This window comes from Roseobacter sp. HKCC-CH-9351, assembly GCF_037830295.1.
Classification (GTDB): domain Bacteria; phylum Pseudomonadota; class Alphaproteobacteria; order Rhodobacterales; family Rhodobacteraceae; genus M30B80.
Genome location: NZ_JBBLYM010000003.1, coordinates 57723 through 83338, shown reverse-complemented (window position 1 = coordinate 83338; position 25616 = coordinate 57723). Strand labels below are relative to the sequence as shown.

Annotated in this window: 21 protein-coding genes; 12 read left to right on the top strand and 9 right to left on the bottom strand. The window is 56.5% G+C overall.

Features of this window, described 5'->3' with window-relative positions; translation table 11 throughout:
* Positions 1-41 precede the first annotated feature (41 nt).
* Positions 42-695, bottom strand: coding sequence for a fructose-6-phosphate aldolase (fsa, locus tag AAC632_RS11640; protein WP_340242504.1), 654 nt, complete (start codon positions 693-695; stop codon positions 42-44).
* A 99-nt stretch (positions 696-794) separates the two neighbouring features.
* Here fsa and AAC632_RS11635 point away from each other — a divergent pair, with 99 nt between their 5' ends.
* Both AAC632_RS11635 and AAC632_RS11630 read left to right on the top strand, forming a co-directional pair.
* The gene (locus tag AAC632_RS11635; protein WP_340299044.1) at positions 795-1076 is read left to right on the top strand and encodes an RpiB/LacA/LacB family sugar-phosphate isomerase; all 282 of its coding nucleotides are present in this window, start codon (positions 795-797) and stop codon (positions 1074-1076) included.
* Positions 1077-1155: 79 nt separating this feature from the next.
* Positions 1156-1950 carry a DUF2189 domain-containing protein gene (locus AAC632_RS11630; protein ID WP_340299043.1) on the top strand — a complete coding sequence of 265 codons (795 nt, stop codon included), beginning with the start codon at positions 1156-1158 and terminating at the stop codon, positions 1948-1950.
* A gap of 66 nt (positions 1951-2016) precedes the next feature.
* Here AAC632_RS11630 and AAC632_RS11625 read toward each other — a convergent pair whose 3' ends face one another.
* From AAC632_RS11625 to AAC632_RS11610, 4 genes are all read right to left on the bottom strand, one after another.
* Positions 2017-2544, bottom strand: a complete 528-nt coding sequence (locus tag AAC632_RS11625; protein WP_340299041.1) for a bactofilin family protein — start codon at positions 2542-2544, stop codon at positions 2017-2019.
* Complete coding sequence (locus AAC632_RS11620) at positions 2534-3874, bottom strand: M23 family metallopeptidase (RefSeq protein ID WP_340299040.1); 1341 nt, start codon at positions 3872-3874, stop codon at positions 2534-2536. The genes AAC632_RS11625 and AAC632_RS11620 overlap by 11 nt, the downstream gene beginning before the upstream one ends.
* A gap of 199 nt (positions 3875-4073) precedes the next feature.
* The gene (locus tag AAC632_RS11615; RefSeq protein WP_445322683.1) at positions 4074-4874 is read right to left on the bottom strand and encodes a ferritin-like domain-containing protein; all 801 of its coding nucleotides are present in this window, start codon (positions 4872-4874) and stop codon (positions 4074-4076) included.
* 47 nt (positions 4875-4921) lie between these two features.
* The gene (locus AAC632_RS11610) at positions 4922-5386 is read right to left on the bottom strand and encodes a peroxiredoxin (protein ID WP_340299035.1); all 465 of its coding nucleotides are present in this window, start codon (positions 5384-5386) and stop codon (positions 4922-4924) included.
* Between the two features lie 304 nt (positions 5387-5690).
* Here AAC632_RS11610 and AAC632_RS11605 point away from each other — a divergent pair, with 304 nt between their 5' ends.
* The 7 genes from AAC632_RS11605 to AAC632_RS11575 all read left to right on the top strand — a co-directional run bounded on the left by AAC632_RS11605 (position 5691) and on the right by AAC632_RS11575 (position 17846).
* The gene (locus AAC632_RS11605) at positions 5691-8924 is read left to right on the top strand and encodes a YhdP family protein (protein WP_445322682.1); all 3234 of its coding nucleotides are present in this window, start codon (positions 5691-5693) and stop codon (positions 8922-8924) included.
* A 25-nt stretch (positions 8925-8949) separates the two neighbouring features.
* Positions 8950-10005, top strand: coding sequence for a tRNA preQ1(34) S-adenosylmethionine ribosyltransferase-isomerase QueA (gene queA / locus AAC632_RS11600; protein ID WP_340299030.1), 1056 nt, complete (start codon positions 8950-8952; stop codon positions 10003-10005).
* Positions 10006-10061: 56 nt separating this feature from the next.
* Positions 10062-11342 (top strand): MFS transporter, encoded by a 1281-nt coding sequence (locus AAC632_RS11595; RefSeq protein ID WP_340299028.1) that lies wholly within the window; start codon positions 10062-10064, stop codon positions 11340-11342.
* Positions 11343-11387: 45 nt separating this feature from the next.
* A complete protein-coding gene (locus tag AAC632_RS11590; protein ID WP_340299027.1) occupies positions 11388-11966 on the top strand; it encodes a DUF924 family protein in 579 nt (192 codons plus the stop codon).
* Between the two features lie 100 nt (positions 11967-12066).
* Positions 12067-13461: a dihydrolipoyl dehydrogenase gene (gene lpdA / locus AAC632_RS11585; RefSeq protein WP_340299025.1), complete on the top strand. Its 1395-nt coding sequence runs from the start codon at positions 12067-12069 to the stop codon at positions 13459-13461.
* A gap of 192 nt (positions 13462-13653) precedes the next feature.
* Positions 13654-16521, top strand: a complete 2868-nt coding sequence (gene uvrA / locus AAC632_RS11580) for an excinuclease ABC subunit UvrA (RefSeq protein ID WP_340299023.1) — start codon at positions 13654-13656, stop codon at positions 16519-16521.
* Positions 16522-16610: 89 nt separating this feature from the next.
* Positions 16611-17846 carry a DVUA0089 family protein gene (locus AAC632_RS11575; protein ID WP_340299022.1) on the top strand — a complete coding sequence of 412 codons (1236 nt, stop codon included), beginning with the start codon at positions 16611-16613 and terminating at the stop codon, positions 17844-17846.
* Positions 17847-17852: 6 nt separating this feature from the next.
* Here AAC632_RS11575 and tpiA read toward each other — a convergent pair whose 3' ends face one another.
* On the bottom strand, positions 17853-18605 hold the full coding sequence (tpiA, locus tag AAC632_RS11570) for a triose-phosphate isomerase (protein WP_340299021.1): 753 nt from the start codon (positions 18603-18605) through the stop codon (positions 17853-17855).
* A 77-nt stretch (positions 18606-18682) separates the two neighbouring features.
* Between tpiA and AAC632_RS11565 the strand changes: the two genes are divergently transcribed.
* Positions 18683-19591, top strand: a complete 909-nt coding sequence (locus AAC632_RS11565; protein ID WP_340256017.1) for an isopenicillin N synthase family dioxygenase — start codon at positions 18683-18685, stop codon at positions 19589-19591.
* Between the two features lie 185 nt (positions 19592-19776).
* Here AAC632_RS11565 and AAC632_RS11560 read toward each other — a convergent pair whose 3' ends face one another.
* From AAC632_RS11560 to AAC632_RS11550, 3 genes are all read right to left on the bottom strand, one after another.
* A complete protein-coding gene (locus AAC632_RS11560) occupies positions 19777-20154 on the bottom strand; it encodes a HesB/IscA family protein (RefSeq protein WP_340299019.1) in 378 nt (125 codons plus the stop codon).
* Position 20155: 1 nt separating this feature from the next.
* The gene (locus AAC632_RS11555; protein ID WP_317654983.1) at positions 20156-20533 is read right to left on the bottom strand and encodes an SUF system Fe-S cluster assembly protein; all 378 of its coding nucleotides are present in this window, start codon (positions 20531-20533) and stop codon (positions 20156-20158) included.
* A gap of 84 nt (positions 20534-20617) precedes the next feature.
* Positions 20618-21619, bottom strand: coding sequence for a putative ATP-dependent zinc protease (locus AAC632_RS11550; RefSeq protein ID WP_340299016.1), 1002 nt, complete (start codon positions 21617-21619; stop codon positions 20618-20620).
* 81 nt (positions 21620-21700) lie between these two features.
* Here AAC632_RS11550 and tgt point away from each other — a divergent pair, with 81 nt between their 5' ends.
* Both tgt and lon read left to right on the top strand, forming a co-directional pair.
* Entirely contained in the window at positions 21701-22831 is a 1131-nt protein-coding gene (gene tgt / locus AAC632_RS11545; protein WP_340299014.1) for a tRNA guanosine(34) transglycosylase Tgt, read from the top strand.
* A 257-nt stretch (positions 22832-23088) separates the two neighbouring features.
* A complete protein-coding gene (gene lon, locus AAC632_RS11540; protein ID WP_340299151.1) occupies positions 23089-25494 on the top strand; it encodes an endopeptidase La in 2406 nt (801 codons plus the stop codon).
* Positions 25495-25616: the final 122 nt, after the last annotated feature.

Here is a 25616-nt window from a genome sequence, read left to right as displayed (position 1 = left end):
CCTATGGTCCCGCCGCTTTTCAAAATCGGTATGAACTTGCCTTAAAGAATGGTTTGGCCCGTTGCGGCCCAATCTTTGGTGAATTGCTCAAGGCCCTTATCCGTCAAGACGTGCTTGGCAAGACCCTTGATCACTGCGGGTGGAATGGTCGCCACATCTGCACCAACCATCGCGGCATCTTTCACATGGTTTGCCGTCCGAATGGACGCCGCCAGAATTTCAGTCTCAAATCCATAATTGTCGTAAATCTCGCGGATTTCTGCGATCAATTCCATGCCATCGAGGTTGAGGTCATCCAAGCGCCCGATGAAGGGGCTGATATAGGTTGCACCCGCCTTGGCCGCCAAAAGCGCCTGATTGGCCGAGAAGCACAAGGTCACATTGGTCTTTATGCCTTTATTGGTGAAATGGCGGCAGGCCTTTAGACCATCCAAGGTCAAGGGCAGCTTGATCACGACATTATCGGCGATTTTTGCCAAATGCTCGCCCTCGGCCACCATGCCCGCAAAATCGGTTGCGGCGACTTCGGCGGATACGGGCCCATCGACCAACGCGCAAATTTCAGCGATTACCTCTTTGAAATCGCGGCCTGATTTTGCGATCAGCGAGGGGTTCGTGGTGACCCCGTCCAATAGACCATAATCGTGCAATTCACGGATTTCATCGACCACGGCAGTATCGACAAAGAATTTCATAGATAGTTCTCCTTGATGCTTATTCGCGCGGGGCGGGCGAGGCCTGATACGAATGGGTTGTTTGGCGCTTCGATAACCTTGTGAGACGAATTCTGCAAATTGCAATTTTCTTACGACCGCTTGAAAATAGTCTGCGGCACAGGGATTGGCGCGGCGATGTCCGCGAACAAGGTGCGCGGCATTCGCGCCGCACAGACCCATGACACCTATTCAGCCGAGCGTGCCGCGCTGTCGAATAATGCGCAGATCATCACGATGGGCGCGCGGGTGATTGGGGCAGAATTGGCGAAATCCATTGCCGAGGCCTATTTGGCGCAAAGTTTTGACCCCAATGGCCGCAGCGCCAGCAATGTTGCCGCGATTGATGCGCTAGACGGATAGCGCGGTTTGCCAAATTTCCCTTGGCGGCGTGTGGATCGGGGGCTTAACCTATTTCTGACGGAAGAAGGGAGGGCGCAATATGAACGACCGCGTGCAGCTCGAGGGGCCATCGCCCCTGCCGCCATTGGCCAAGATGGGATTGGGCGATATTTGGGTGGCATTGGGCGCAGGGTGGCGCGATTTTCGCCAAAAGCCGATGATGGGCCTGTTCTTTGCCCATATCTATGTGGTGGGGGGCTGGTTGATCTATGGCAGCCGTTCGATCCTGGATATGGGGTGGTTGGCTATTCCGATTACGGTTGGTTTTCCCCTCATAGGGCCTTTCTTGGCGGTTGGGCTGTATGAGGTGTCCCGCCGCCTTGACGCGGGGGATCGTGACTTTCGCAGAAATGATATTTTCAGCGTGATCTGGCGGCAAAGATTGCGCCAATTGCCATCTATGGCATGGGTGATCATCGTTTATTTTCTATTTTGGTCTTTCTTTGCGCATATGTTGTTCGCCCTGTTTATGGGGCCATCTGCGCTGCTGAATGTTACCTCAAGCTATGCCTATCTGCTTCAGCCCGAAGGGTTGATTATGCTGTTGGTGGGCTCAGGCTTTGGTGCGGTTTTTGCGTTGGTGTTGTTTTGCCTTACGGTGATTTCGCTGCCCCTTTTGTTGGATAAAGAAGTGGATTTTGTCACCGCCATGCTCAAAGGCATTGCGGTGGTCAAAGCCAACCCGAAGGTGATGCTGATCTGGGGGGCGCTGATCGCAAGCCTGACCTTTTTGGCGATGCTGCCCGCGCTGTTGGGGTTGTTTTTGGTATTGCCCGTCTTGGGCCATGCCTCATGGCATATCTATCGCCGCGCCTTTGTGCATGAGGCGATATGATGACAAAGAAAAACCCCCGCGCGCGGATGCGGGCGGGGGTGCATTTTAAATAAATCGCGCCTGCGCTTATTTCTTTTCTGGCTCTGCGGCTGCTGCGGCCGGTTTTGCTGCCGGGGCAGGGGCCGATTTTGCGCCGCTGGACAGCGGGTCTTCTTGGCGCTGAACCGTGCCTTCAAAATGCGCACCAGATTCAATCGCGATGGTCTTGTGAATGATATCGCCCTCAACACGCGCGCTTGAGGTGAGGCGCACTTTCAAGCCACGAACGCGGCCTTTGACATAGCCGTTCACGACCACATCATCGGCAAGAACCTCGCCATCAATGCGTGCGCTTTCACCAACAATCAGCGAATGTGCGCGGATGTCGCCCTTGACGGTGCCTTCGATTTGAATGTCGCCCGAGGTTTTCAGATTGCCCGTAATCACCAAATCCGAGCTCAGCAAAGACGCAGGCGGCTTTGGCTTGGCGGGGGCAGCAGATGTGCTGGGGGCCACCGGTGCCGAAGGCGCGCTTGGTGCTGTCGCGGCAGGGGCCGCGCTTGGCGTTGTTGTTTCTTTTGGTCCAGGTTCGTTGATTTTTGATTTAGAAAACATTTCGTCCTGCCGTGATAAAGGTCATCGGGTTGGTTGGGTTGCCATTCTGGCGCACTTCGTAATGCAAATGGGACCCGGTCGAGCGTCCAGTATTTCCCATATCACCAATTCTGTCGCCGCGCGACACTCTTTCGCCCCGTGTCACGCGAATACGCGATAAATGTGCGTAGCGTGTTGTATATCCCATAGCGTGGCGAATTTCTATCATATTGCCATAGGCGCCGCGGCGGCCGGCGAAAACCACAGTGCCATCTGCGGCGGCAACAATCGGGGTGCCAACGGGGCCTGCAAAATCTTGGCCCTCATGCATCCGCCGCCCCCCTTGGATCGGATCATTGCGATAGCCATAGCCCGAGGTGCGCCGCGCAGCGCCCTGCACAGGATAGCTGAACGGCAGGCTTTCTGCGGCAATACGATAGAGGTTCACCGCATCGAGGTCTTCCAACACCTCGTTGGCGCGCAACGAAACAGGGTCGGGTTGGCCGTTGGAGGTTGAAAAGGTGATTGGCGTCAAAGGCCCGCCTTGGCCCGAATAGCCACGGCGCACAGTCTCAAGAATGCTGTCGGTGGGCAGGCCTGCCGCACGAAACATCGCATCAAGTGGCTCAAGCGACATTGCGACCGCGTCTTCGACTTGGGTAAAGATGCGTTCATTGCGCTCGGCGGAAAGGGCAGCTTGGAATTCCAAGTCTTGAATCTGCGCGCGTGCTTCGGCAATCAGATCATGGGTTGTGTCGCGCCCTTCGGCTGTTTCTTGCAGCGCCTCGGTCAATAGCGCCAAAACCTGCTCTAGATCCCGTTGACGGCTTGCGGCGGATTGCAGGCTGCCATTCTCATCGGTCATCTCGGCGGTCAATTGCGCCACCTCTTTAAGCGCGTCATCGCGTTCACTGATGGTGCGGCGCAAGGTGCTTTGGATCACGTTGACCGCGGTTTCCAATTCGCGGCGGCGTTCTTCTGATGCCAGAAGCTGCGATTGCATGGCCGAGACTTGGGCCATCGCAACGCCAAATCGTTCATGGGCGGCTTGTGCCTCAAGAGCGCGGCTGTCGCGTTCGCTGGACATTGCATTGAGGCGGTCTTGATAGGCCTGCGAGGCGCGCGCGACCTGATCGCGATTAGAACCTGAATTGATGGCATCGATGAAAAACACCGCTGAAACAATCGCCGTCCATGTGACCAGAAGCCCTGTCGTGGCAATGATTGCGGCCTGCGTCAGGGGCCTCAGGCGCACAAAGCGCGTGCTTGTATCGGATTTCAGAAACAGCCGTTTTTCAGGCAAATGCCGATCCAATGCGTGGTTTGCGCGCTCAATCAATCGCGATTTCAATGCCAAGTCCCCTGTTTTGTCGTTCGGGCGCTTTGCTCTGCGCCTCTCGTCACCACCCCATCACAGCGTCCCCAGACCAATTGGGGGGCGCGAGGATTGGATAGGACATTGGGCGGGGTGGCTCAATATTTTTTGCGCCATTTAGGCGGGAAATTGAGGTCATCCCCGCAATTTGGGCGAGATTTCGCCGATAGATGGCCTAGCGTTCGGAGAGAGGCCAGTAAAAATCGGGTGGAAGGCCCGCTTCGGCGCGCTTTTCTTCGTTAAAGGGTGGCTTCAATGCGCCGTGGAAATAACGTTGCACCAGTTCGTGGAACGCATCCTTTGGATCAAGATTTTCGCGGCCACAGAGGAAATGAAACCATTTGCTGCCATAGGCCACGTGATGCACCTCTTCGGCATAGATCACCTTTAGCGCGTCGACCGCTGCACTGGCGGCAGGGTCATTTTGTGGGCGTTTGAAAATCTCGATCATCGAGGGCGTGACATCAAGACCGCGTGCCTCGAGAACCATTGGCACGACCGCCAAGCGGCCCATGAAATCGGTGGCCGTGTCTTCTGCGGCGCGCCACATCCCCGCATGTGCGACAAGCGCGCCATAATGGCTGCCCATTTGTTCAAGGCAATCTGACAGTAGGTTGAAATGCTTGGATTCTTCATCCGCCGATTTAACCCAATCATCGTAGAATCCGATGGGCATGGGCGTCTCAGCAAAGCGGGGGATAATGTCCCAATGTAAATCCACCGCATTAAGTTCGATATGCGCCACCGCGTGCAAAATCGCGATCCGACCCTCGGCTTTGCCAGGTTTGCGCTTTGGCACCTCAGTCGGATCAAGCAATGCGGGTTGTGCAGGGCGCGCGGGTTGGTCGGGCAGTGTGGCGCGGCCAAGGGGTAGGGGCGTGCCTGCCTCCCGCGCCGCGAACCATTTTTTGGCACAAGCGCGCGAAAGCGCGCATTTCTCCTTGGCATTGGCGGTGGTCAAAACCGCCACCGCCATTTCGGCCAAGGTCTCGGGTATTTGCAAATCACTCATGGGGCGGTGAATTAGCCCAAGGATTTCACCGCGTCTAGCACGGCATCAACATGGCCCGGCACCTTAACCTTGCGCCAAATCTGGGAAATTTTCCCGTCGCCATCAATAAGATAGGTGCAGCGTTCGATGCCCATGTATTTTTTGCCATACATGGATTTTTCCACCCATGCGCCATAGCGTTCGCAGACATCGCTGGTTTCATCCGAGGCAAGGATCACCCCAAGATCATATTTGGCGATGAATTTATCGTGCTTGGCCACGCTATCTTTGGAGACACCAATCACCAAAGCGCCTGCTGCGGCAAAGGCGTCTGCCGCTTCGGTGAAGCCTTGCGCCTCTTTGGTGCAGCCTGATGTGTCATCTTTGGGATAGAAATAGAGCACCACTTTCTTGGGCTTTTGAGCCGATAGCGTCACTTCGCCACCGCCATCGCGGGGAAGGGTGAAATCTGGGGCGGGGCTGCCGATCTCAAGCATGGGCTTCATCCTTTGTTCATTCTCTTGCGCGGAAACTCGCCACATCGTGATCCAGTGCGGCGAATATTTGCGCGGGACCAGTTGCAGGGTTTTGTTATGTGTGATTGCAAGCTAGGGGATTTACAGCAAAGATAAAGGGCGGCATCCGAAATCGCCCCTCTCTTTGTTCCGCGCCCGACCCGTGACCAGCCCCGTGACCAGACAGATTATAGATTGACCGCTTCCCGTGACCTCCAAAGAAAACGCCGAGTCCAAACCTAAAACACAGCCTGCCAAATCGCGCAGAGGGCGGTGGGTCTTGGCTGTGGTTTTGGGCCTGTTTTTGGCCATTTCGGCGGTGCTTGGTGGCTTTTACCTGCGGCTGTCTCAAGGCCCCGTTTCGCTGCCTGCCTCATGGAAGGCGCGCATTATTGCGCAAATGCAGGCGGGTATGGTGCGCGATGAGTTAAGCATTGCAGATATGTCCATTGCCCTTGATGAGACGGGACGCCAAGCCCTGTTGGTGATCACCGATGTCACAGTGCGCGATGAGAGTGGTTTGCGCGCGGCGTTTCCGCAGCTAAGCTTTGCCTTTGATGCAGGCGCCTTGCTGATGGGGCAAATATCCCCCATCCGCGCCGAAATGCGCGGTGCCAGTCTCTTGCTTGAACGGGACGCAACTGGTGGTATCGATTTGGCTTTCACAACCAATCAAGACGCCGCGCGCGCCGATTTGGCCCAAACCATGGCCGCCTTTGACAGAATGTTTGCCGATCCGCGTTTTGCCAATTTTCAAGAGGCCATTGGCCGTGAGATTACGATTTCTCTGCGCGATGCCACCGCAGGACGGGCCTTATCAATCGAAAACGGGCAAATGCGTCTGGCCCGTCAGGGCCAAGATTTGGTTTTGGCGGTTACCGCAGGTCTTGAGGCCCACGCGGAGGGGGCGGCGGAGCAAGTGGGGCGTCTTTCCTTTATAGCGACCCGCACCGATGCCGCGCGTGAGACTGAATTGCGGCTGCAATTTCAAGGGATACCTGCAAATAACCTTTCTGTTGCATCGCCTGCCTTGCGGTGGCTTGATCTGATCTCTGCGCCATTGTCGGGCAGTCTCAGCACCAAATTGCGCGATGCCGAGGGCGTTGGTGATCTTGAAGCCCGCCTTGATTTAGGGGCAGGGGAATTGGCCCTTGAGGGCGCAGAACGCCCCCTAAGCTTTAGCGAGATTTCAGCGCGATTTCGGTATGAGGCCACCTCAGGGCGCGCGGCGCTGGATGAGCTGTTGGTTGATGCGCGCGACCTAGATTTTACCGCAACGGGTGATGCGCTGATTTCGCCCGATGGCACGCAAATTGACGCCACGCTTGATCTTAATGATCTATTGGTGAACCCCAATACGATGTTCGAGGCGCCCTTGCTGTTCTCGCAGGGGCGGTCTGAATTTCGGATCAGTTTGGGGGAGGAGCCGCGCCTCGATCTTGATCGTGTTTTGATCCGCACAGATGCGTTTGAGTTGACCCTCTCAGGCTATGGGGTGGCGCGGGCTGATGGCACGGAATTGGCGATTGATGGGAATATTGCGCAAATGGTGCTGCGCGATGCCCTGATTTATTGGCCAAATGAGTTTGTCTCTAAAACGCGTGACTGGGTTGATCGCAATCTGCACGAAGGGCAGGCGCAGAACCTTATGCTGACCCTACGCAAGGCCCCGCAAGATGCCCGTGCGCAGGCGGCCTTGGGGTTTGATTTTAGCGCGCTCGCACTCAGCCCCATTCGCGATACGCCGCCTTTGCGGGATCTGCAGGGCCAACTGCGCCTAGAGGGGCCGCGGCTGACCATTGTGGCGCAAGATGGTTTGATGCGCGCGCCCACTGGCCAAGATATCGTGATGCATGAAGGCAGGCTCACTGTGCCCAATGTAGCGATGCGTGGCCCTGCCGCCACCCTTGACTTGGATGTGTCTGGAGAAATCCCTGATCTTTTGACCCTATTTGCAGGGCCGCCCCTAAACCTATTTCCCGAAGACGGGCGTCTTGACCCCGCCACCTTGGCCACAGGGCAAGCAGAGCTGTCAGGGCAAATCGGTCTGAATTTGGTGCAGCGCCCACCCATTGGTGAGATGAGCCTCGATATCACGGGCCGTCTGACCGATGTGCGCTCAGACACATTGGTTCCCAATCGCGATCTGCGTGCAGAGGCGCTTGATTTGGCGATTACCTCCAAGGCAGGCGTGATGATTTCTGGCGCTGCCACAATGTCAGGTCAGCCACTCACGGGCCGTTGGGTTCGGCCTGATCTTAACCGTGATGCCCCGCAATCTTATGTCGAAGGGCAGGCGCGTTTGACCCCTGAAAGCCTTGCGGCCTTTGGTGTCATTTTGCCTGATGGCATGGTGCAGGGCGATGCAGGACTGGATCTGCGGCTTGATCTTGCGGGGCGCGGTGCAGCCCCAGAATTGCGTCTCACATCACCGCTTGAGGGCGTTGCGCTGTCCTTTGCCGCGTTGGCGTGGACGAAACCCGCAGCGGCAGCAGGGGATTTAGACGTCACGCTGATCCTTGGGCCTGACCCAAGCCTGCGCGCATTCCGCCTATCAGGGGCGGGCCTATCTGCACAGGGTTCGGGGGATCTCGGCCCCGAGGGCCGTCTTGAGCTGTTGCGCATAGAAGGCTTTACCATTGATGACTGGTTAGATGTGACAGGCACGCTGACGCCGCGTGGGGAGGGTTTGGCACCTGCACTTGCGATTGCTTCGGGGCGGTTGGATGTGCGGGGCCTGCCGCAGGGCGGCGAACAGGCGCAAACGGCACGCGCCCCCCTGTCGGTCAATTTGGACGAGCTGCGCATTGGCGCCACGATTGCGCTCAGCGATCTGCGCGCGGATCTCAGTTCTGGCGGTGGCGGGTTGGCGGGGGCGTTTCGCGGCAATCTTAACGGCGCCGTTCCGCTAGAGGGCGCGATTGCCCCGCGTGAAGGCGGGGGCATTGATATTCGACTTCAGGCTGATGATGGCGGGGCCGCCATGCGCAGCGCGGGCATCATGCGCAACCTTTATGGTGGCGCGCTGACCCTTCAATTGCAGGGCGCGACTGGCGCGCGCAGCTATGAGGGCCAGTTGCAAATCACCAACCCCAGACTACGCGATGCCCCCGTTATGGCCGAATTGCTCAACGCTGTCTCCGTGATTGGATTGATTGAACAATTGTCGGGGGACGGGATCAATATGGGCGAGGTGAATGCGCGCTTCACGCTCGATCCGTCACAGATCACTGTACATCAAGGCACCGCCATTGGCCCGTCTTTGGGGATCAGCATGGATGGGTTCTATAACACATCTGCGCGGAATTTGGACTTTCGTGGTGTGCTGACGCCCATTTATGCGCTCAACGGCGTTGTCGGGCGGCTGTTTGCGCGGCGTGATGAGGGGTTGTTTGGGTTTAATTTCACCCTGAACGGCCCGCCCGATACGCCGCAGGTGCGGGTCAATCCGCTCTCCATCCTTGTGCCAGGCATTCTGCGCGACTTGATGCGTCCGCAGCTTGATACAAATTCCCAATAATCCGCCCGTTTCTGCTAGGTTTACGATGCGTCTTGATGATTTCGATTTTCACCTTCCCGAAACCCTTATTGCGACCCGTCCGGCAAAGCCGCGTTCTTCGGCGCGGCTGCTATATGCGCAGGGGGGGCAGATCACCGATGCGATCGTGCGCGATCTGCCGCAATTCTTGCGCAAGGGGGATCGGTTGATCCTGAACGACACCCGCGTTATTCCCGCCCGTCTGCGCGGCCAAAGGTGGCGTGGCAGCGCGCAAGGCCGCGTGAGCGCAAAGATTGAGGTGACCCTTCTCGAGCCACAGGTCGATGGCACATGGTCGGCCCTTGCCAAGCCGATGCGGAAACTGGCCTTGAGCGAGGTGGTGGAGTTTACCCCTGATTTTTACGCCGAGGTGGCAAGCCTTGAAGGGGGGTTGCGTCTGCGGTTTAATCTTGGGGGGGATGATTTTGACGCGGCATTGAATGCCGCAGGTGCGATGCCCCTGCCGCCCTATATTGAGGCCAAGCGCCCGTCCGATGCCCAAGATCGGGAAGATTACCAAACCATTTGGGCCAAGCGCCAAGGGGCGGTGGCCGCCCCAACCGCAAGCCTGCATTTTGACGAGGGGCTGATGGCAGATTTGCGCGCCCATGGGGTGACGTTCAGCTTTGTCACCTTGCACGTTGGTGCAGGCACGTTTCTGCCCGTGACGGTGGAAGATGTCACCACCCACAAAATGCATGCCGAATGGGGCGAGGTTTCGCAAAGCGCGGCGGATGAAATCAACGCCACCCGCGCCGCAGTCGGGCGGATTATCCCCGTGGGCACAACAGCATTGCGGTTGATTGAAACTGCGGCAAGCGAAACTGGCGAGATGCGCCCCTTTGAGGGGGATACCGATATTTTCATCTACCCCGGGTATCGCTTTAAAATCACTGATGGGTTGATGACTAATTTCCACCTGCCCAAATCGACCCTGATGATGCTGGTTTCGGCCCTGATGGGGGCAGATCAAATTCGCACGATCTATGACCATGCAATCACGCAGAACTATCGTTTTTTCTCCTACGGGGACGCTTCGCTATTAATCGGGTCGCAGACGTGACAGGATAGGGCGTGAACGCGGCATTAGTTTGGTGCCGTGCAGCGTAAGGATCGCGCATGTTATTGGTGTTGCGAAATTCATGGGCCTTGCTTTTGGGTATCATGCTTCTGATGGTCGGGAATGGCCTTCAGGGCACGCTTCTGGGTGTGCGCGGCGAAATTGAGGGTTTTTCAACCTTTGAGATGTCCGTGGTGATGTCTGCCTATTTTGCGGGGTTCCTGATCGGCTCGCGTATGGGGTCTGAAATGATCCGCCGCGTGGGCCATATCCGCACCTTTGCTGCGCTGGGCTCGGTCATATCGGCGGTGCTGATCCTCTATCCTGTGCTGACGGATCCCATTGCATGGACAGTGTTGCGCCTGATTATTGGGGCCTGTTTTGCCGCCGTCTATGTCACGGCAGAATCATGGCTGAACAATGCAGCGACCAATGAAACCCGTGGTCAGACGCTATCAGTCTATCTGGTGGTGCAGATGGTCGGCATTGTTGCCGCGCAAATGCTGCTGAACCTTGGGGATCCGTCCGACTATTTCCTCTTTGTGGTGCTGTCGGTTCTGGTTTCGCTAAGTTTCGCGCCGATTTTGCTGTCGGTTACCCCCACGCCGGCATTTGAAACCGCCAAGCCGATGAGCCTGATGGAGGTCTTAAAAATCTCGCCATTGGGTGTGATTGGCACATTCCTTATGGGCGGTGTCTATTCGGCCATGTTCGGCATGGCGGCCGTTTTCGCAACGCAGGTAGGGCTGCCTATTGCGCAATTGTCCATTTTTGTATCGGCCTTTTACGTGGGCGGCTTGGTTCTGCAATTCCCCATCGGATGGATTTCTGATCGGATGGATCGCCGTCTGTTGATCATGATCTTGGCGGCCATTTGTGGCGCAGCGGGCCTGTTGGGTGCGCTGAGTTCTGGCATCTTTTCGATCTTGGTGATTTCGGCCTTCTTCATAGGTGGCATGGCCAACCCGCTTTATGCGTTGTTGATTGCCTATGTGAACGACTTTCTTGAGGTCGAACAAATGCCTGCCGCAGGGGGGCGTCTGTTGTTTGTGAACGGGGTCGGGGCGATTTTCGGCCCGATTGTCGTGGGCGGCATGATGCAGGCCATTGGCCCCTTGGGGTATTTCTATTTCATCGGCGGCTTGGTCACGGTTTTGGCACTGTATGCGGCCTATCGTATGACGGTGCGCCCCGCACCTACAGTGGAAGATACAGGCAGCTATGCGCCTGTTTTGCCCTCAGCCTCGCCCGTTGTGGTGGGCTTGGCGCAAGAGGTTTTCGCGGATGCGGCCTCTGATGATGGGGATGACGTGCAAGGAACGCTTCCTCCTGCCGCGTGATCGTGGAAGTCTCTCTTTGACAATGGTCTAAAGGGGGAAGATCGGATGACAGACCCACTGGCGCAAGAAATCACAGAGTTCTGGATCGGGGCAGGGCCCGATGCGTGGTATCGCCGCGATGATGATTTTGACGCTGAAATTCGCGCCCGTTTTGGCGCGGCATGGCAGAGGGCGGCAGCAGGCGCGATGGATCATTGGATCAATGCCGCCCCGACCGCCTTGGCGCTGATGATCCTGTTGGATCAATTCCCGCGCAATATGTTTCGCGCCGACCCGCGGGCCTTTGCCACCGATGCAAAGGTTTTGGGATTGGCCAAGGACGCGCTAGAGATGGGCCATGATCTGAGCGTCCCAGAGCCTGAACGTCAGTTTTTCTACTTGCCCTTCATGCATTCTGAGGATTTGGCAGATCAAACCCGCGCGATTGAATTGATCGAAACGCGGATGCCGCAGACGGGGCAGGGCAATGTGACCCATGCCCGCGCCCATGCTGAAATCATCCGCCGATTTGGCCGCTTTCCCTATCGAAACGCGGATTTGGGGCGGGATATGACCGCAGAAGAACAGGCGTTTCTAGACGCGGGCGGTTATGGTTCTGTGCTGCGCAGTCTGCAGGAATCTTAGATAGATTGCAGCGCGATCAGAGATGGTTTAGAGATAGTTTAACGTTGAACAATTCCGAATCCCGCCGCCCCTGCGTGGGCCGAATTGCAGGAGAACTACTATGTCCAACCAAGATTTCGATGTAATCGTCATCGGTGCAGGCCCCGGGGGCTATGTGGCCGCGATCCGCGCCAGCCAATTGGGGCTGAAAGTTGCGATTGTCGAGCGAGAACATATGGGCGGGATTTGTCTCAATTGGGGCTGTATCCCAACCAAGGCCATGCTGCGCTCGTCCGAAGTTTTCCACCTGATGCACCGCGCTAAGGAATTCGGTCTGTCTGCGAACGGGATTTCTTATGATTTGGATGCGGTCGTGAAACGCTCGCGCAATGTGGCCAAACAGCTGAATTCGGGCGTGGGCCATCTGATGAAAAAGAACAAGGTCACAGTTGTGATGGGCGCGGCCACAATTCCCGCGAAAGGCAAGGTCGAGGTGAAGGCGGAGGATGGTGTGAAAACCCTGACCGCCAAACATATCATTCTGGCCACAGGCGCCCGTGCCCGCGAACTGCCGGGCCTAGAGGCGGATGGCAAGCGCGTATGGGCCTATAAATCGGCGCTCACCCCCCCGCATATGCCTAAGAAATTGCTTGTCATTGGGTCGGGTGCGATTGGGATTGAATTCGCAAGTTTCTACAACACGCTGGGCGCTGAGACGACAGTTGTCGAAGTGATGGACCGCATCCTGCCTGTGGAAGATGCCGAGATTTCCGCCTTTGCCAAAAAGGCCTTTGAAAAGCAGGGGATGAAAATTCTGCAAAAGGCGGTGGTCAAGAAACTGGATCGTGCAGCTGATAAGGTCACAGCGCATATCGAAATGGGCGGCAAGGTTGAGACGCAAGAATTCGACACAGTCATTTCCGCCGTTGGTATTGTCGGCAATGTCGAAGGCTTGGGCCTAGATGGGCTTGGGGTCAAAATAGACCGCACCCATGTTGTGACGGATGAATATTGCCGCACAGGCGTGGACGGGCTTTATGCAATTGGCGATGTCGCAGGCGCGCCATGGCTTGCGCACAAGGCCAGCCACGAAGGCGTGATGGTTGCCGAGATGATTGCAGGGCGCAAGGTTCACGCGGTGAAACCTGAAAGCATTGCAGGCTGCACCTATTGCCACCCGCAAATTGCCTCGGTCGGTTTGACCGAAGAAAAGGCAAAAGCCGCAGGCTATGCCGTGAAAGTGGGCCGCTTCCCCTTTATTGGCAATGGCAAGGCCATCGCCTTGGGCGAGCCTGAAGGGCTGATCAAAACTGTGTTTGATGCCAAAACGGGCGAGCTTTTGGGCGCACATATGGTGGGCGCGGAAGTGACCGAACTGATCCAAGGCTATGTGGTGGGCCGCAAGCTTGAAACCACTGAAGAAGACCTGATGGAGACCGTTTTCCCGCATCCAACCTTGTCAGAGATGATGCATGAGGCGGTTCTTGATGCCTATGGGCGAGCGATCCATATCTAGAGGGCGCGCGTCTCAGGTGTCTGGGTTATGGGGGCAGGGGCAACCGTGCCCCTTTTGCCGTTCTGGCGCCATGCTTGACAGGTTTGCGCGTTTCGGTTTTGTTCTCGCCATCCTGACCCTTGCTTTGTGGCACTGGCGCAGGCACAGGATCGCCCTAGCTTGTGGCGCATCAATATAGGATCGGGCGGTCAGATGGCGGAATTAAAGAAAATCGAAGTGCGCGGCGCACGCGAGCATAATTTGAAGAATATCGATGTCGACATTCCCCGCGACCAACTGACTGTGATAACGGGCCTATCGGGATCAGGGAAATCGTCACTGGCCTTTGACACGATCTATGCCGAAGGGCAGCGCCGCTATGTCGAAAGCCTCAGCGCCTATGCGCGGCAATTCCTTGACATGATGCAAAAGCCCGACATGGATCACATCTCGGGGCTGTCGCCCGCGATTTCCATTGAGCAGAAAACCACCTCGAAAAACCCCCGTTCCACGGTGGGAACCGTGACCGAGATTTACGACTATATGCGCTTGTTGTTTGCGCGGGTCGGCACGCCCTATAGCCCCGCAACAGGTCTGCCCATTGAGGCGCAGCAGGTTCAGGACATGGTCGACGGCATTATGGGCATGGAGGAGGGAACCCGCGCCTATCTCTTGGCCCCGATTGTGCGCGACCGCAAAGGTGAATATCGCAAAGAGATGTTGGAACTGCGCAAGCAGGGGTTTCAGCGGGTCAAGGTAGATGGAGCGTTTTACGAATTAGAAACCCCGCCAAGCTTGGACAAGAAATTTCGCCACGATATTGACGTTGTGGTGGATCGCATTGTGATGCGTGCGGGTAGTGAGACGCGTCTGGCCGATAGTTTGCGCACGGCGCTTGATCTGGCCGATGGGATTGCCATTCTGGAGACTGCGCCAAAGGACGGCGACCCCGAGCGGATTACGTTTTCCGAGAATTTCGCCTGTCCTGTCTCGGGCTTTACCATTCCCGAAATCGAGCCGCGCTTGTTCTCGTTCAATGCGCCCTTTGGGGCGTGCCCGTCTTGTGATGGGTTGGGGCATGAGCTGTTTTTTGATGAACGGCTGATGGTGCCTGATGTCACGCTTAGCCTTGCCGATGGGGCCATTGCGCCATGGCGCAGGGGGAAGTCACCCTATTTCCTGCAAACCATCGAAGCGATCGCCCGTCACTACGGTTTTGATCCTAAGGCGCAATGGAAAGACCTGCCTGAGGCAGTGCAAGATGTGTTTTTGCGCGGCTCTGGCGAGGAAGAAATCGCCTTTCGTTATGACGAGGGCGGGCGGGTTTATCAGGTTTCCCGCGTGTTTGAGGGGGTGATCCCCAATATGGAACGCCGCTATCGCGAAACCGATAGCGCGTGGATTCGTGAGGAATTTGAACGCTATCAGAACAATCGCCCCTGTGGTGCGTGTGGCGGGTACCGACTGCGGGCTGAGGCGTTAGCGGTGAAAATCGGCGGCCTTCATGTGGGCGAGGTGGTGCAAATGTCCATCCGTCAGGCCTATGATTGGATCGACACTGTGCCAGCTGCCTTGAGTGCCCAAAAAAATGAAATCGCCCGCGCAATTCTGAAAGAGATCCGCGAACGCCTCGGGTTTCTGAACAATGTGGGCTTGGATTACCTGACGCTGTCACGCAATGCAGGCACCTTGTCAGGTGGTGAAAGCCAACGTATCCGTTTGGCAAGCCAGATCGGCTCGGGCCTCACGGGGGTGCTTTATGTTCTTGATGAACCCTCAATTGGTTTGCATCAGCGCGATAATTCCCGCCTCCTGGATACGCTGAAAAATCTGCGCGATCAGGGCAATACCGTCATCGTGGTTGAACATGACGAAGAAGCCATTCGGGAGGCGGATTACGTTCTAGATATCGGCCCCGGTGCAGGGGTGCATGGCGGCCAAGTTGTGGCCTCTGGCACGCCGCGTGAGATCATGGAAAACCCCGCCTCAGTCACGGGGCAATATCTGTCGGGCAGCCGCGAGATTGCTGTGCCCCAAGAGCGGCGCAAGGGCAAAAAGGGCGGCAAGTCCGTTACCGTGGTCAATGCGACAGGCAACAACCTGCAGGGGGTGACAGTGGATTTCCCGCTCGGGAAATTTGTCTGCGTCACGGGTGTTTCGGGGGGGGGCAAATCCACCCTGACGATTGAAACCCTGTTCAAAACAGCCTCAGCGCGGCTGAATGGGGCGCGCCAGACACCTGCGCCTTGCGAGACGATCAAAGGGCTAGAGCATCTCGATAAGGTGATCGATATTGACCAACGCCCAATTGGGCGCACGCCCCGCTCGAACCCTGCGACCTATACAGGCGCCTTTACCCCAATCCGTGATTGGTTTGCAGGCCTGCCCGAGGCCAAGGCGCGCGGCTACAAGCCTGGGAGGTTCAGCTTTAACGTCAAAGGCGGTCGCTGCGAGGCCTGCCAAGGCGATGGTGTCATCAAGATCGAGATGCATTTCTTGCCCGATGTTTATGTGGAATGTGAAACCTGCAAAGGAAAGCGCTATAACCGCGAAACCCTTGAGGTGACGTTCAAAGGTAAAAGCATTGCCGATGTATTGGACATGACTGTCGAAGACGCGCAGGAGTTTTTCAAAGCGGTGCCATCCATTCGCGAGAAGATGGACGCGCTGATGCGCGTGGGGCTCGGCTATATCAAGGTGGGCCAGCAAGCGACCACCTTGTCGGGTGGCGAGGCGCAGCGTGTGAAACTGTCCAAGGAATTGAGCAAACGCGCCACGGGCCGAACCCTCTATATTCTGGATGAACCCACCACGGGCCTGCATTTCGAAGATGTGCGCAAATTGTTGGAAGTGCTGCATGAATTGGTTGATCAGGGCAACTCAGTTGTAGTGATTGAGCATAATCTTGATGTGATCAAAACCGCCGATTGGCTGATCGACATTGGCCCCGAAGGCGGTGATGGCGGGGGGCAGGTCGTGGCGACAGGCACGCCCGAGGATGTCGCGGGCGTTGCCGCATCGCATACGGGACGTTATTTGGCCCCGATGCTGCCCGCGGCCCGCGTTACGGCTGCGCAATAGATTTACCCCCTCACGCAAATTTTTTCCCGTTCGGCGCTGATTGCGTCTAAGCTTGGCGTGACGGATGAAGCATAAATAGGGGTTGACCAATGTCGGCACGTATGTCTTTTGCCTTGTCACTGGGGCTGTTTGCGGCAAGCAGCCCTGCCTTTGCGCAGGATTTTTGTGGAGGAATGGGGGCCATGGGTCTTTGGGCCAATGGCACCGAGGCCGCCTCTGACCTCAGCCAAGCAAGCACGGCCTTTGATCTGACGGGTCTTGGCCTGTCTGCGGGCAATCAGGCGGTCGGGCTGTTCACATTATCGCAATCTGCAAATCTGCGCGTTGAGGCGGTGGGGCAGGGTGGGGTTGATCCCGTTTTAGACCTCTATGACGAAACGGGCCGTTTGATCTTGAATGATGACGATAGCGGCGGAAACCTTGCTGCGCGCGGTGAGATCAACTTGGCGGCGGGGCGCTATTGCGTTGCGTTGCGCGATTTTAGTGGAACCGCTGGCGCGGTTGACCTGCGTATTGGCCTCAGTGATCGCGATCCTGCGCTGACGATGGGTTTGGATGCAGGAACAGGCAGCTTTGCAGGGGTTACGCCCTGCACGGCGGATACGCCCGCCACGGTTTTGGGGGCGGGGGCCTTGAGCCAAGCTGAGCTGAGCGCAGGTATCAGCCAAACAGGCAGCGTGGCAAGCACGCCCTATTATCGCTTTGGCCTTTCGGCCCCAACGGCGGTGACCATTCAAGCCGAAAACAGTGCGGCTGATCCCTATATCTATCTCTATGGGCCAGATGGGCGGCTCTTGGCGGAAAATGACGACCATATGGGTCTTGATAGCCAGATTGACATGGCTGACCCGCTGCCTGCAGGCAGCTATTGTATCGCGATGCGCGCCTTGTCAGATCAAAACGCGCCTGTGACAGTGACCTTGCGCGATTACGACCCAATGCGTGCCATGCAGCAGATGTATGAGGCGCTAGAGGCCAGCCCCCCTATCGGTGGCAGCTATCCTATCACGGATTTGGGCGCAATTTCGGGGCAGTTCGTGCGCGATGTCAGCGTATCAGGCAAGGCGCAATGGTTCCTCGTGTCTATGCAAGAGGATGGGCTTTTGCTGATTGATGCGGTTGGCATGGGCAATTCTGACCCAATTCTGGCCCTTTACGATCCAGTGGGCCGTGAGCTTGCCTATAATGACGATAGCGGGTCTGGATATGACAGCCAAATCGCGCAGCCTCTTGGCGGGGGCAGCTATTTGGTGGGCTTGCGGCAATATGATAACAGCGCAGGCATGGTGCGTCTGGTGATCCAGCGCTTTGTGGCGGCCAATTAAGCGCGTTCAGGCCCCGTCTGATGCGGCTAATGCCGTGATGATGGGGCCAAAATCCTGCGCCTCCAGAGAGGCCCCCCCCACCAAAGCGCCATCGACATTTTCCAATGCGAAAATCTCGGCGGCATTGGTTGGCTTGACTGACCCGCCATAGAGCAGCGGCACGCTTTTTGCGGCATCCGCGCCGTAGCGGGCAGCCAGATTAGCGCGCATGGCATCATGGATTTCGGCAATATCACCCAGTTCAGGAACAAGCCCTGTGCCAATCGCCCAAATCGGTTCATAGGCTATTACAAACGCGCCTTCATCAGGGAGTGAGGCGTCAAGCTGTGTTTCAACAACCGCGCGGGCATGGCCCGCGCGCCGTTCTGCCTCGCTTTCACCTAAGCAGATAATGGGGGTCAGCCCCGCCTCCAATGCCGCTTCTGCCTGCGCGCGCACTTGGGCGTTGGTTTCGCCGTGATCAGCGCGCCGCTCGGAATGGCCCACAATCACATAATCCGCCCCTGCGTCCTTCAGCATGGGTGCGGAAATATCGCCCGTATGCGCCCCTGCCGTTGCGGTATGGCAATATTGCCCCCCGAGCGCGATGGCGCTGTCGCGGCACTGTGCGGCAATGGCACCCAGCAAGGTCGCGGGCGGACAGATCAAAATATCGACTGGCTGCGGTGCAGGGAATGCCGCAATCAGGCTTTGCACTTCGGCCATATTCGCCAAAAGCCCGTTCATCTTCCAATTTCCTGCGGCAAGTTTTCTGCGCATCGCACTCTCCTCTTTATCTTTGGTTTTATGGGTGGCAAGGATGCAGCCAAGGGTCAAGCCAATATGGGGTGAGAATCGTGACAATACCGCGAATTGATTTTCAGAAAATGATCGCAGGTGATGCCGAGACCCTTGAGACTATCGCCTATGGCGCGCGTGACGTTGGGTTTTTGACGCTTGAGAACACGCCGATTTCGGGCGAGGCTGTTCAAGAGTTAATCGCGCTCTATCGCCGTTTTTTCAAAATGGATGACGCGGCCAAAGCGGCCGTGGATATGGCGCGAACAGGGGCCAATCGCGGGTGGGGTGCGTCCAAATCCGAACAGGTCGATCCGAAGTCAAACCCTGATTATAAACAAGTGTTCGACTGTGGCCTGCCAGTGCCCGATGGCGACCCAATGGCGCATTTGCCTGTCTATGCGCCAAATCTTTGGCCCGAAGCCCCTCAAGGTTTCCAAGACACAGTCGAGCAGTATTTTGCGCAAGCGCGCGCTGTGTCCTTGGCCCTGCTTGCGGCGATTGCGCGGGCAATTGGCAAGGACGGGGATTATTTTGCAGATAAATTCGACCGCCCCATGGCGCTGTTGCGGGCAAATTTCTATCCACCCCGCCCAGATTGGGCGGGTGAAAAGGATTTCGGCATCGCGGCCCATACGGATTATGGCTGCCTCACCCTTTTGGCCACGGATGGGCAGGCGGGCCTTGAAGTAGAGATGCGGGATGGGTCATGGCTGCCTGTCGCGGTTGAGCCGGGTGTGTTTGTCATCAATTTTGGCGAAATGCTTGAGATGTGGAGCGAGGGCGGGGTGAAGGCCACATTGCACCGCGTTACAGGCGGTGCGGAGGAGCGCATTTCTATCCCGCTGTTTTTTAACCCTAATTATGATGCCAATGTCGCACCCGCAAGATCAGATCAGCTGATCCGTGCAGGCGACCACCTCAGCCGCCGCTATGCTGAAACCTATCTGCATATGAAAACCGCCTAAGGGGCCATCAGCGCTGCAAGGATTTCTGCGCCGCAATTTGCGCATTAAGCGAAATCAGGCTGTCGATTTTTTTCGACAGCGCCTCAAATTCTTCTGATTGCACGGATCAACCCCTTGTGCCCGTCCCAAGTTTAGCGGGTTCACTATAGGGGGCAGAAATCGCGCTTGGCAAGCGATGCGGTGCGTCAGCCTTCGCGTTCTGCGTTGAGTTCTGAGACATCCTTGAACTTGATCGATTCACCACAACCACAGGCATCGGCCACATTGGGGTTGTTGAATTTGAACCCTGCCTCAAGAAGTGAGGTTTGATAATCGATCTCTGTGCCAAAGAGGAACATTTGCGCCATGGGCGCAATCATCACGCGCGCGCCTTCGACCTCGACCACCTCGTCATGGGGGTCGATCTCCGCGGCGTAATCCATCGTATATTCCATGCCTGCGCAGCCGCCCTTTTTCACCCCGATGCGCAGCCCCTGATGCCCGTCTCGCGTCATCAGTTTCTTGATCTGCCCAATCGCAGCGGGGGTAAGGGTTACAGCCGCTTTTCCTGAAATGCCGAACATCTCACATGAACCCTAACTCAAGACGGGCTTCATCGCTCATCATATCCATACCCCATGGGGGTTCCCATGTCAGCTTGACATCGACCTGCTTGATCCCTTCGAGAGGCTCAATTGCGTCTGCCACCCATCCGGGCATCTCGCCCGCAACTGGACAGCCCGGTGCGGTTAGGGTCATGATCACCTCGACTGCATTCTCAGCATCGATATTGATCGTGTAAACCAAGCCCAGATCATAAATATTCACTGGAATTTCAGGGTCATAAACAGTGCGGCAGGCTTCGACCACCGTGTCGTAAAGCGGGTGGTCCGTGCTAGAGGGCGCAATCAAAGGCGCCCCTTCAAGCGTTTCTTGCGGCATCGGATCGGGAGTGCTGGTCATCTTGGGCCATATCCTTTGCGGGACGAATTCCTGACTAAACGTATAAGGAAAGGGTGGGCCAAGGGCAAGGGTAAGTCACGCTCATCACCGCGGCGGGCGGCGTTTGATCGGGGCGGGGCGCACGTGTTTTTCGATGGCGCTGTAAAGATGGGCGGCGATGTTTTTGCCCGTGACCTCCTCTATGCCCTCAAAGCCCGGCGAAGAGTTGACCTCAAGCACTTTAGGCCCGTCAGCGCCACGCAGCATATCGACACCCGCAATCCCAACGCCAAAGGCGCGCGCAGATCGAATGGCGGTTTCGCGTTCCTCGCGGGTGATGCGCACGCTGACCGCCGTGCCGCCACGATGCAATTTTGAGCGGAAATCATCCGCCGCCCCATAGGCTGTAATTGAGGGGCCGATGCGGGGGATAACCGCATCATATTTTGGCAATTCTTGCCCGTCACAATAAACCGCAGGCGTCATGGCATTGAGCGCCATGTAACAACGGGTTGTGTTGATCACTTCAACGACATGGCCGCGCGCCTCGCCCTCGGCCTGCAATTTTTGTGTAGTATAGTTTTGTTCGCGGCTCAGAACGGCAATGCCCAGCGCGCGTTTGGGCGCGGTCTCTTTGACCGCAGCGGTGTGATAAACCTCGTAACTGCGTTGCGGTTGACAGAAACTTTCTGAGGGGGTGATGATCCAATCTGTCCCAATTGCCTGCCGCCCCAGAAGCATCCTATAGCTCATATTGGCGCGATCCGTCAGCGTGATTTCAATTTCTTGCCGCAACGGGCCGATTTCGAGCGGGCTGAGGATCACATAGCGCGCCTCTGTATCACCATTGGAACTGGTCACATCGCGGCGGTCATGGATGGTTGCAGAACAGGCAATCGCCAAATCTGGGCGGGCAGGAATTGGATTGATCAAAAACCGCACTTTCGGCTTAGTGGCAGGGGCAAAGAGTTCGATATCAAAGGAGTGCAGCGCCGAGGTGCGCGCGCCTGTATCCACCTTAGCCTTCAGTGCAGGCAGCCCCAATTGCGGCAAGCCAACCCATTCTTCCCAACCAAGTTTCAAGACTTGATCCGTGCGATACCCCATCTGGTGAAATCATTCTCGGGCCTTGGCATCGGCGAAGAATCGCCTATGAACAGAGGCCCAATCTGAGCGAGGCTTTATCCCGTGCCCAAAGAGTTTGCATTTGAATTATTACACCAAGATGGCAAGGCGCGCCGTGGCGTGATTTCTACCCCACGGGGGCAAATTCGCACGCCCGCCTTCATGCCTGTAGGCACGGCTGCAACGGTCAAGGCAATGATGCCCGAAAGTGTTGCGGCCACAGGTGCGGATATTCTTTTGGGCAACACCTATCACCTTATGCTGCGCCCGACCGCTGAACGGGTTGCGCGTTTCGGGGGTCTGCACAAATTCATGAATTGGCAGAAGCCGATCCTGACCGATAGCGGCGGGTTTCAAGTGATGAGCCTGTCAGATCTGCGCAAGCTGACGGAGGAAGGGGTTGCGTTCCGCTCGCATGTGGATGGGTCAAAACATATGCTGACGCCCGAGCGCAGTATGGAAATTCAGGCGCTGCTGGGGTCGGATATTGTCATGTGTTTCGATGAATGCCCCGCTTTGCCTGCGGATCGAGATCGCATTGCAGCCTCGATGGAGTTGTCCATGCGATGGGCTGCGCGCTCGAAAGCGGCGTTTGGCGAGAGGCCGGGCCATGCGCTTTTTGGGATCATGCAGGGCGGGCTAGAGCGCGATTTGCGACAGGCAAGCGCTGAGGCGCTTCGTGATATTGGCTTTGACGGCTATGCGGTCGGTGGTCTCGCCGTTGGCGAGGGGCAGGCGGCCATGTTTGATTGCCTCGATTACTCCCCTGATTTCTTGCCCCAAGATCGTCCCCGTTATCTGATGGGGGTGGGCAAGCCCGATGATATTGTTGGGGCTGTGGCGCGTGGGATTGATATGATGGATTGCGTGCTGCCTTCGCGCTCGGGGCGCACGGGGCAAGCATGGACGCGGCGGGGGCAGGTGAATATCAAAAATGCCCGCCACCAAGATGATCCGCGCCCCTTGGACGAAAATTGCACCTGTCCCGCCTGTCGCAATTATTCGCGCGGCTATCTGCATCATGTGTTCCGCGCGGGCGAGATTATTTCTTCGATGCTGCTGACATGGCATAATTTGCATTACTACCAAGAACTTATGGAAGGGATGCGTGGGGCCATCGAGGCGGGGCAATTCGCCCAGTTTGAGGCGGGCTTCCACGCCGCCCGTACTGAGGGCGATATCGAGCCGATCTAACCCTGATTTTCGGCTTGTCACTGCCCGCGCCCTAGTGCAGCATTGCATGAAATGCAGCCGCAAGACGCGTCAAGATTGGCAGGGGCGTAATATGGCACGCAGATTGAAGGCGCGGCCCTGATGCGTAAACCATAGATTAACTTCCCCGCTTGAAATGCGTCTCAAGGCTGCCCAAATGTAGCTGCTCCATGAGGAGAGAGCCAAATGATCGCCAAAGATGGGATCGCGCGCTCTCTTGCCACGAAGAAAAGGAAGGCATAATGCCAGAAATTCACGAAACCTATCCAGTTCTGCCGCTGCGCGACATTGTCGTGTTTCCCCATATGATTGTGCCGCTCTTTGTGGGGCGCGAAAAATCGGTGCGCGCGCTGGAAGAGGTGATGCAGGATGATCGTCAGATCCTGCTGTCCAGTCAAATTGATCCGGCCATTGATGACCCTGAACCAGAAGGAATTTATTCGGTCGGTGTCTTGGCCTCGGTTCTGCAATTGCTGAAATTGCCCGATGGCACAGTCAAAGTATTGGTCGAAGGAAAATCCCGCGTAAAAATTAAGAAATTCACCAAAACGGAGGAGTTTTTCGAGGCAGAGGCCGCGCCGCTTGAAGAAAAATTGGGCGATGAGGCGGCAACAACGGCCTTGTTGCGGTCGGTCGCAGACGAGTTTGAGCGCTATGCGAAGATCAAGAAAAACATCCCCGAAGATGCGCTGACCTCGGTTTCCGAAACCCAAGCGCCGCAAAAACTGGCCGATCTGGTCGCAGGGCATCTCGGCGTTGATGTCGCGCAAAAGCAAGATTTGCTTGAAACGATTGACGTCTCCGAGCGCCTTGAAAAGGTCTATGGCCTGATGCAGGGTGAAATGTCCGTGCTGCAGGTTGAGAAAAAGATTAAAACCCGCGTGAAGTCGCAGATGGAGCGCACGCAGCGCGAATATTATCTGAACGAACAGATGAAGGCCATTCAGCGCGAGTTGGGGGATGGCGAAGACGGCGCCAATGAGGTGGCAGAGCTAGAAGAAAAAATCGTCGCAACCAAACTGTCAAAAGAGGCGCGCGACAAGGCCGATGCAGAGCTGAAGAAGCTGAAAAATATGTCGCCCATGTCCGCCGAGGCGACTGTGGTGCGCAATTATCTTGATTGGATCGTCTCACTGCCTTGGGGCGTGAAAAGCCGTGTGAAAAAGAACCTCACCCGTGCCGAGGAGGTTTTGGATGCGGATCATTACGGGCTTGAAAAGGTCAAAGAGCGCATTGTCGAATATCTTGCGGTGCAGGCGCGTTCGGCCAAGGTGAAGGGGCCTATCCTTTGTCTTGTGGGCCCTCCGGGTGTTGGGAAGACCTCGCTTGGGAAATCGGTGGCGAAGGCCACGGGGCGCGAGTTTATTCGCATCAGTCTGGGCGGTGTGCGGGACGAGTCTGAAATTCGGGGCCATCGCCGCACCTATATCGGGTCGATGCCTGGCAAGATCATTCAGGCGATGAAAAAGGCGAAAACCACCAATCCGCTGATCTTGCTCGATGAGATCGACAAGATGGGTCAAGATTTCCGTGGGGATCCTGCCAGTGCGATGTTGGAGGTTCTCGACCCCGAACAGAACGCCACATTTGTGGATCACTATTTGGAAGTTGAATATGATCTCTCGAACGTGATGTTCCTGACCACGGCGAACAGCTATAATATGCCTGCGCCGCTGTTGGATCGCATGGAGATCATTTCGCTTTCGGGCTACACCGAAGATGAAAAGCTAGAAATTGCGACACGGCATCTTCTGCCTAAGCAAGTGAAAAACCACAATCTCAAGGCGCGGGAATTCGCGGTCGAGCCCGAGGCGCTGACCGATGTGATCCGCTATTACACCCGTGAGGCGGGTGTGCGAAACCTAGAGCGCGAGGTCGCGAAACTGGCCCGCAAGGCCCTGACCGCAATCCTCAAGGGCGGCGAGAAATCTGTCACAGTCACCCGTGAGCGCCTTGAAGAGATGCTTGGCGTGCGCCGCTATCGCTTTGGTCTGGCGGAATCGGATGATCAAATTGGCGTTGTCACAGGGCTGGCTTGGACAAGTGTGGGCGGTGATCTGCTGTCGATTGAGGCGCTGCGCCTGCCGGGCAAGGGGCGCATGAAAACCACGGGTAAACTTGGCGATGTGATGAAGGAATCCATCGATGCGGCCAGTTCCTATGTGCGTTCTATCGCGCCCAAAATTGGCGTGCAGCCCCCGAAACTGGACGGGTGGGATATCCATGTCCACGTTCCAGAAGGGGCGACCCCGAAAGATGGCCCTAGTGCAGGGATTGCGATGGTGACGTCTATCGTTTCGGTTCTGACCCAAACGCCCGTGCGCCGTGATATTGCTATGACGGGCGAGGTGACGCTGCGCGGCAATGTCTTGGCCATCGGTGGCCTTAAGGAGAAGTTGTTGGCCGCGTTGCGGGGTGGGATCAAAACAGTGCTGATCCCGCAGGAAAATGAAAAAGACCTGCCCGAAATCCCTGACAATGTGAAAGAGGGATTGGAAATTATCCCCGTATCCCATGTCAGCGAGGTTCTCGCAAAGGCCTTGACCCGTCAGCCCGAACCGATTGATTGGGATGAGGAGGCAGAGGCCGCCGCCGCACAGCGTGCGCTTGAGGCCGCAAAAGACAGCAGTGCCACAACCCATTAATGTGGCACATTCCGCGAAACACCCCCGTCATATTCGTGGCGGGGGTTTTCTTTTTCGGGTGCTGCGAAATAAAAATATATAGTTTTCATATATAATATGTCCTGATACCATGTGGCTTTGAT

Excerpts from the sequence above, each read along its gene's own strand:
- uvrA (WP_340299023.1), top strand. The coding sequence starts at position 13,654 with ATGGCGGAATTAAAGAAAATCGAAGTGCGCGGCGCACGCGAGCATAAT.
- AAC632_RS11615 (WP_445322683.1), bottom strand. The coding sequence starts at position 4,874 with ATGGCGGTGGCGGTTTTGACCACCGCCAATGCCAAGGAGAAATGCGCG.
- queA (WP_340299030.1), top strand. The coding sequence starts at position 8,950 with ATGCGTCTTGATGATTTCGATTTTCACCTTCCCGAAACCCTTATTGCG.
- AAC632_RS11550 (WP_340299016.1), bottom strand. The coding sequence starts at position 21,619 with ATGGGGTATCGCACGGATCAAGTCTTGAAACTTGGTTGGGAAGAATGG.
- AAC632_RS11630 (WP_340299043.1), top strand. The coding sequence starts at position 1,156 with ATGAACGACCGCGTGCAGCTCGAGGGGCCATCGCCCCTGCCGCCATTG.
- AAC632_RS11590 (WP_340299027.1), top strand. The coding sequence starts at position 11,388 with ATGACAGACCCACTGGCGCAAGAAATCACAGAGTTCTGGATCGGGGCA.
- AAC632_RS11595 (WP_340299028.1), top strand. The coding sequence starts at position 10,062 with ATGTTATTGGTGTTGCGAAATTCATGGGCCTTGCTTTTGGGTATCATG.
- AAC632_RS11560 (WP_340299019.1), bottom strand. The coding sequence starts at position 20,154 with ATGTTCGGCATTTCAGGAAAAGCGGCTGTAACCCTTACCCCCGCTGCG.
- AAC632_RS11575 (WP_340299022.1), top strand. The coding sequence starts at position 16,611 with ATGTCGGCACGTATGTCTTTTGCCTTGTCACTGGGGCTGTTTGCGGCA.
- fsa (WP_340242504.1), bottom strand. The coding sequence starts at position 695 with ATGAAATTCTTTGTCGATACTGCCGTGGTCGATGAAATCCGTGAATTG.
- AAC632_RS11610 (WP_340299035.1), bottom strand. The coding sequence starts at position 5,386 with ATGCTTGAGATCGGCAGCCCCGCCCCAGATTTCACCCTTCCCCGCGAT.
- AAC632_RS11625 (WP_340299041.1), bottom strand. The coding sequence starts at position 2,544 with ATGTTTTCTAAATCAAAAATCAACGAACCTGGACCAAAAGAAACAACA.
- tpiA (WP_340299021.1), bottom strand. The coding sequence starts at position 18,605 with ATGCGCAGAAAACTTGCCGCAGGAAATTGGAAGATGAACGGGCTTTTG.
- AAC632_RS11555 (WP_317654983.1), bottom strand. The coding sequence starts at position 20,533 with ATGACCAGCACTCCCGATCCGATGCCGCAAGAAACGCTTGAAGGGGCG.
- lpdA (WP_340299025.1), top strand. The coding sequence starts at position 12,067 with ATGTCCAACCAAGATTTCGATGTAATCGTCATCGGTGCAGGCCCCGGG.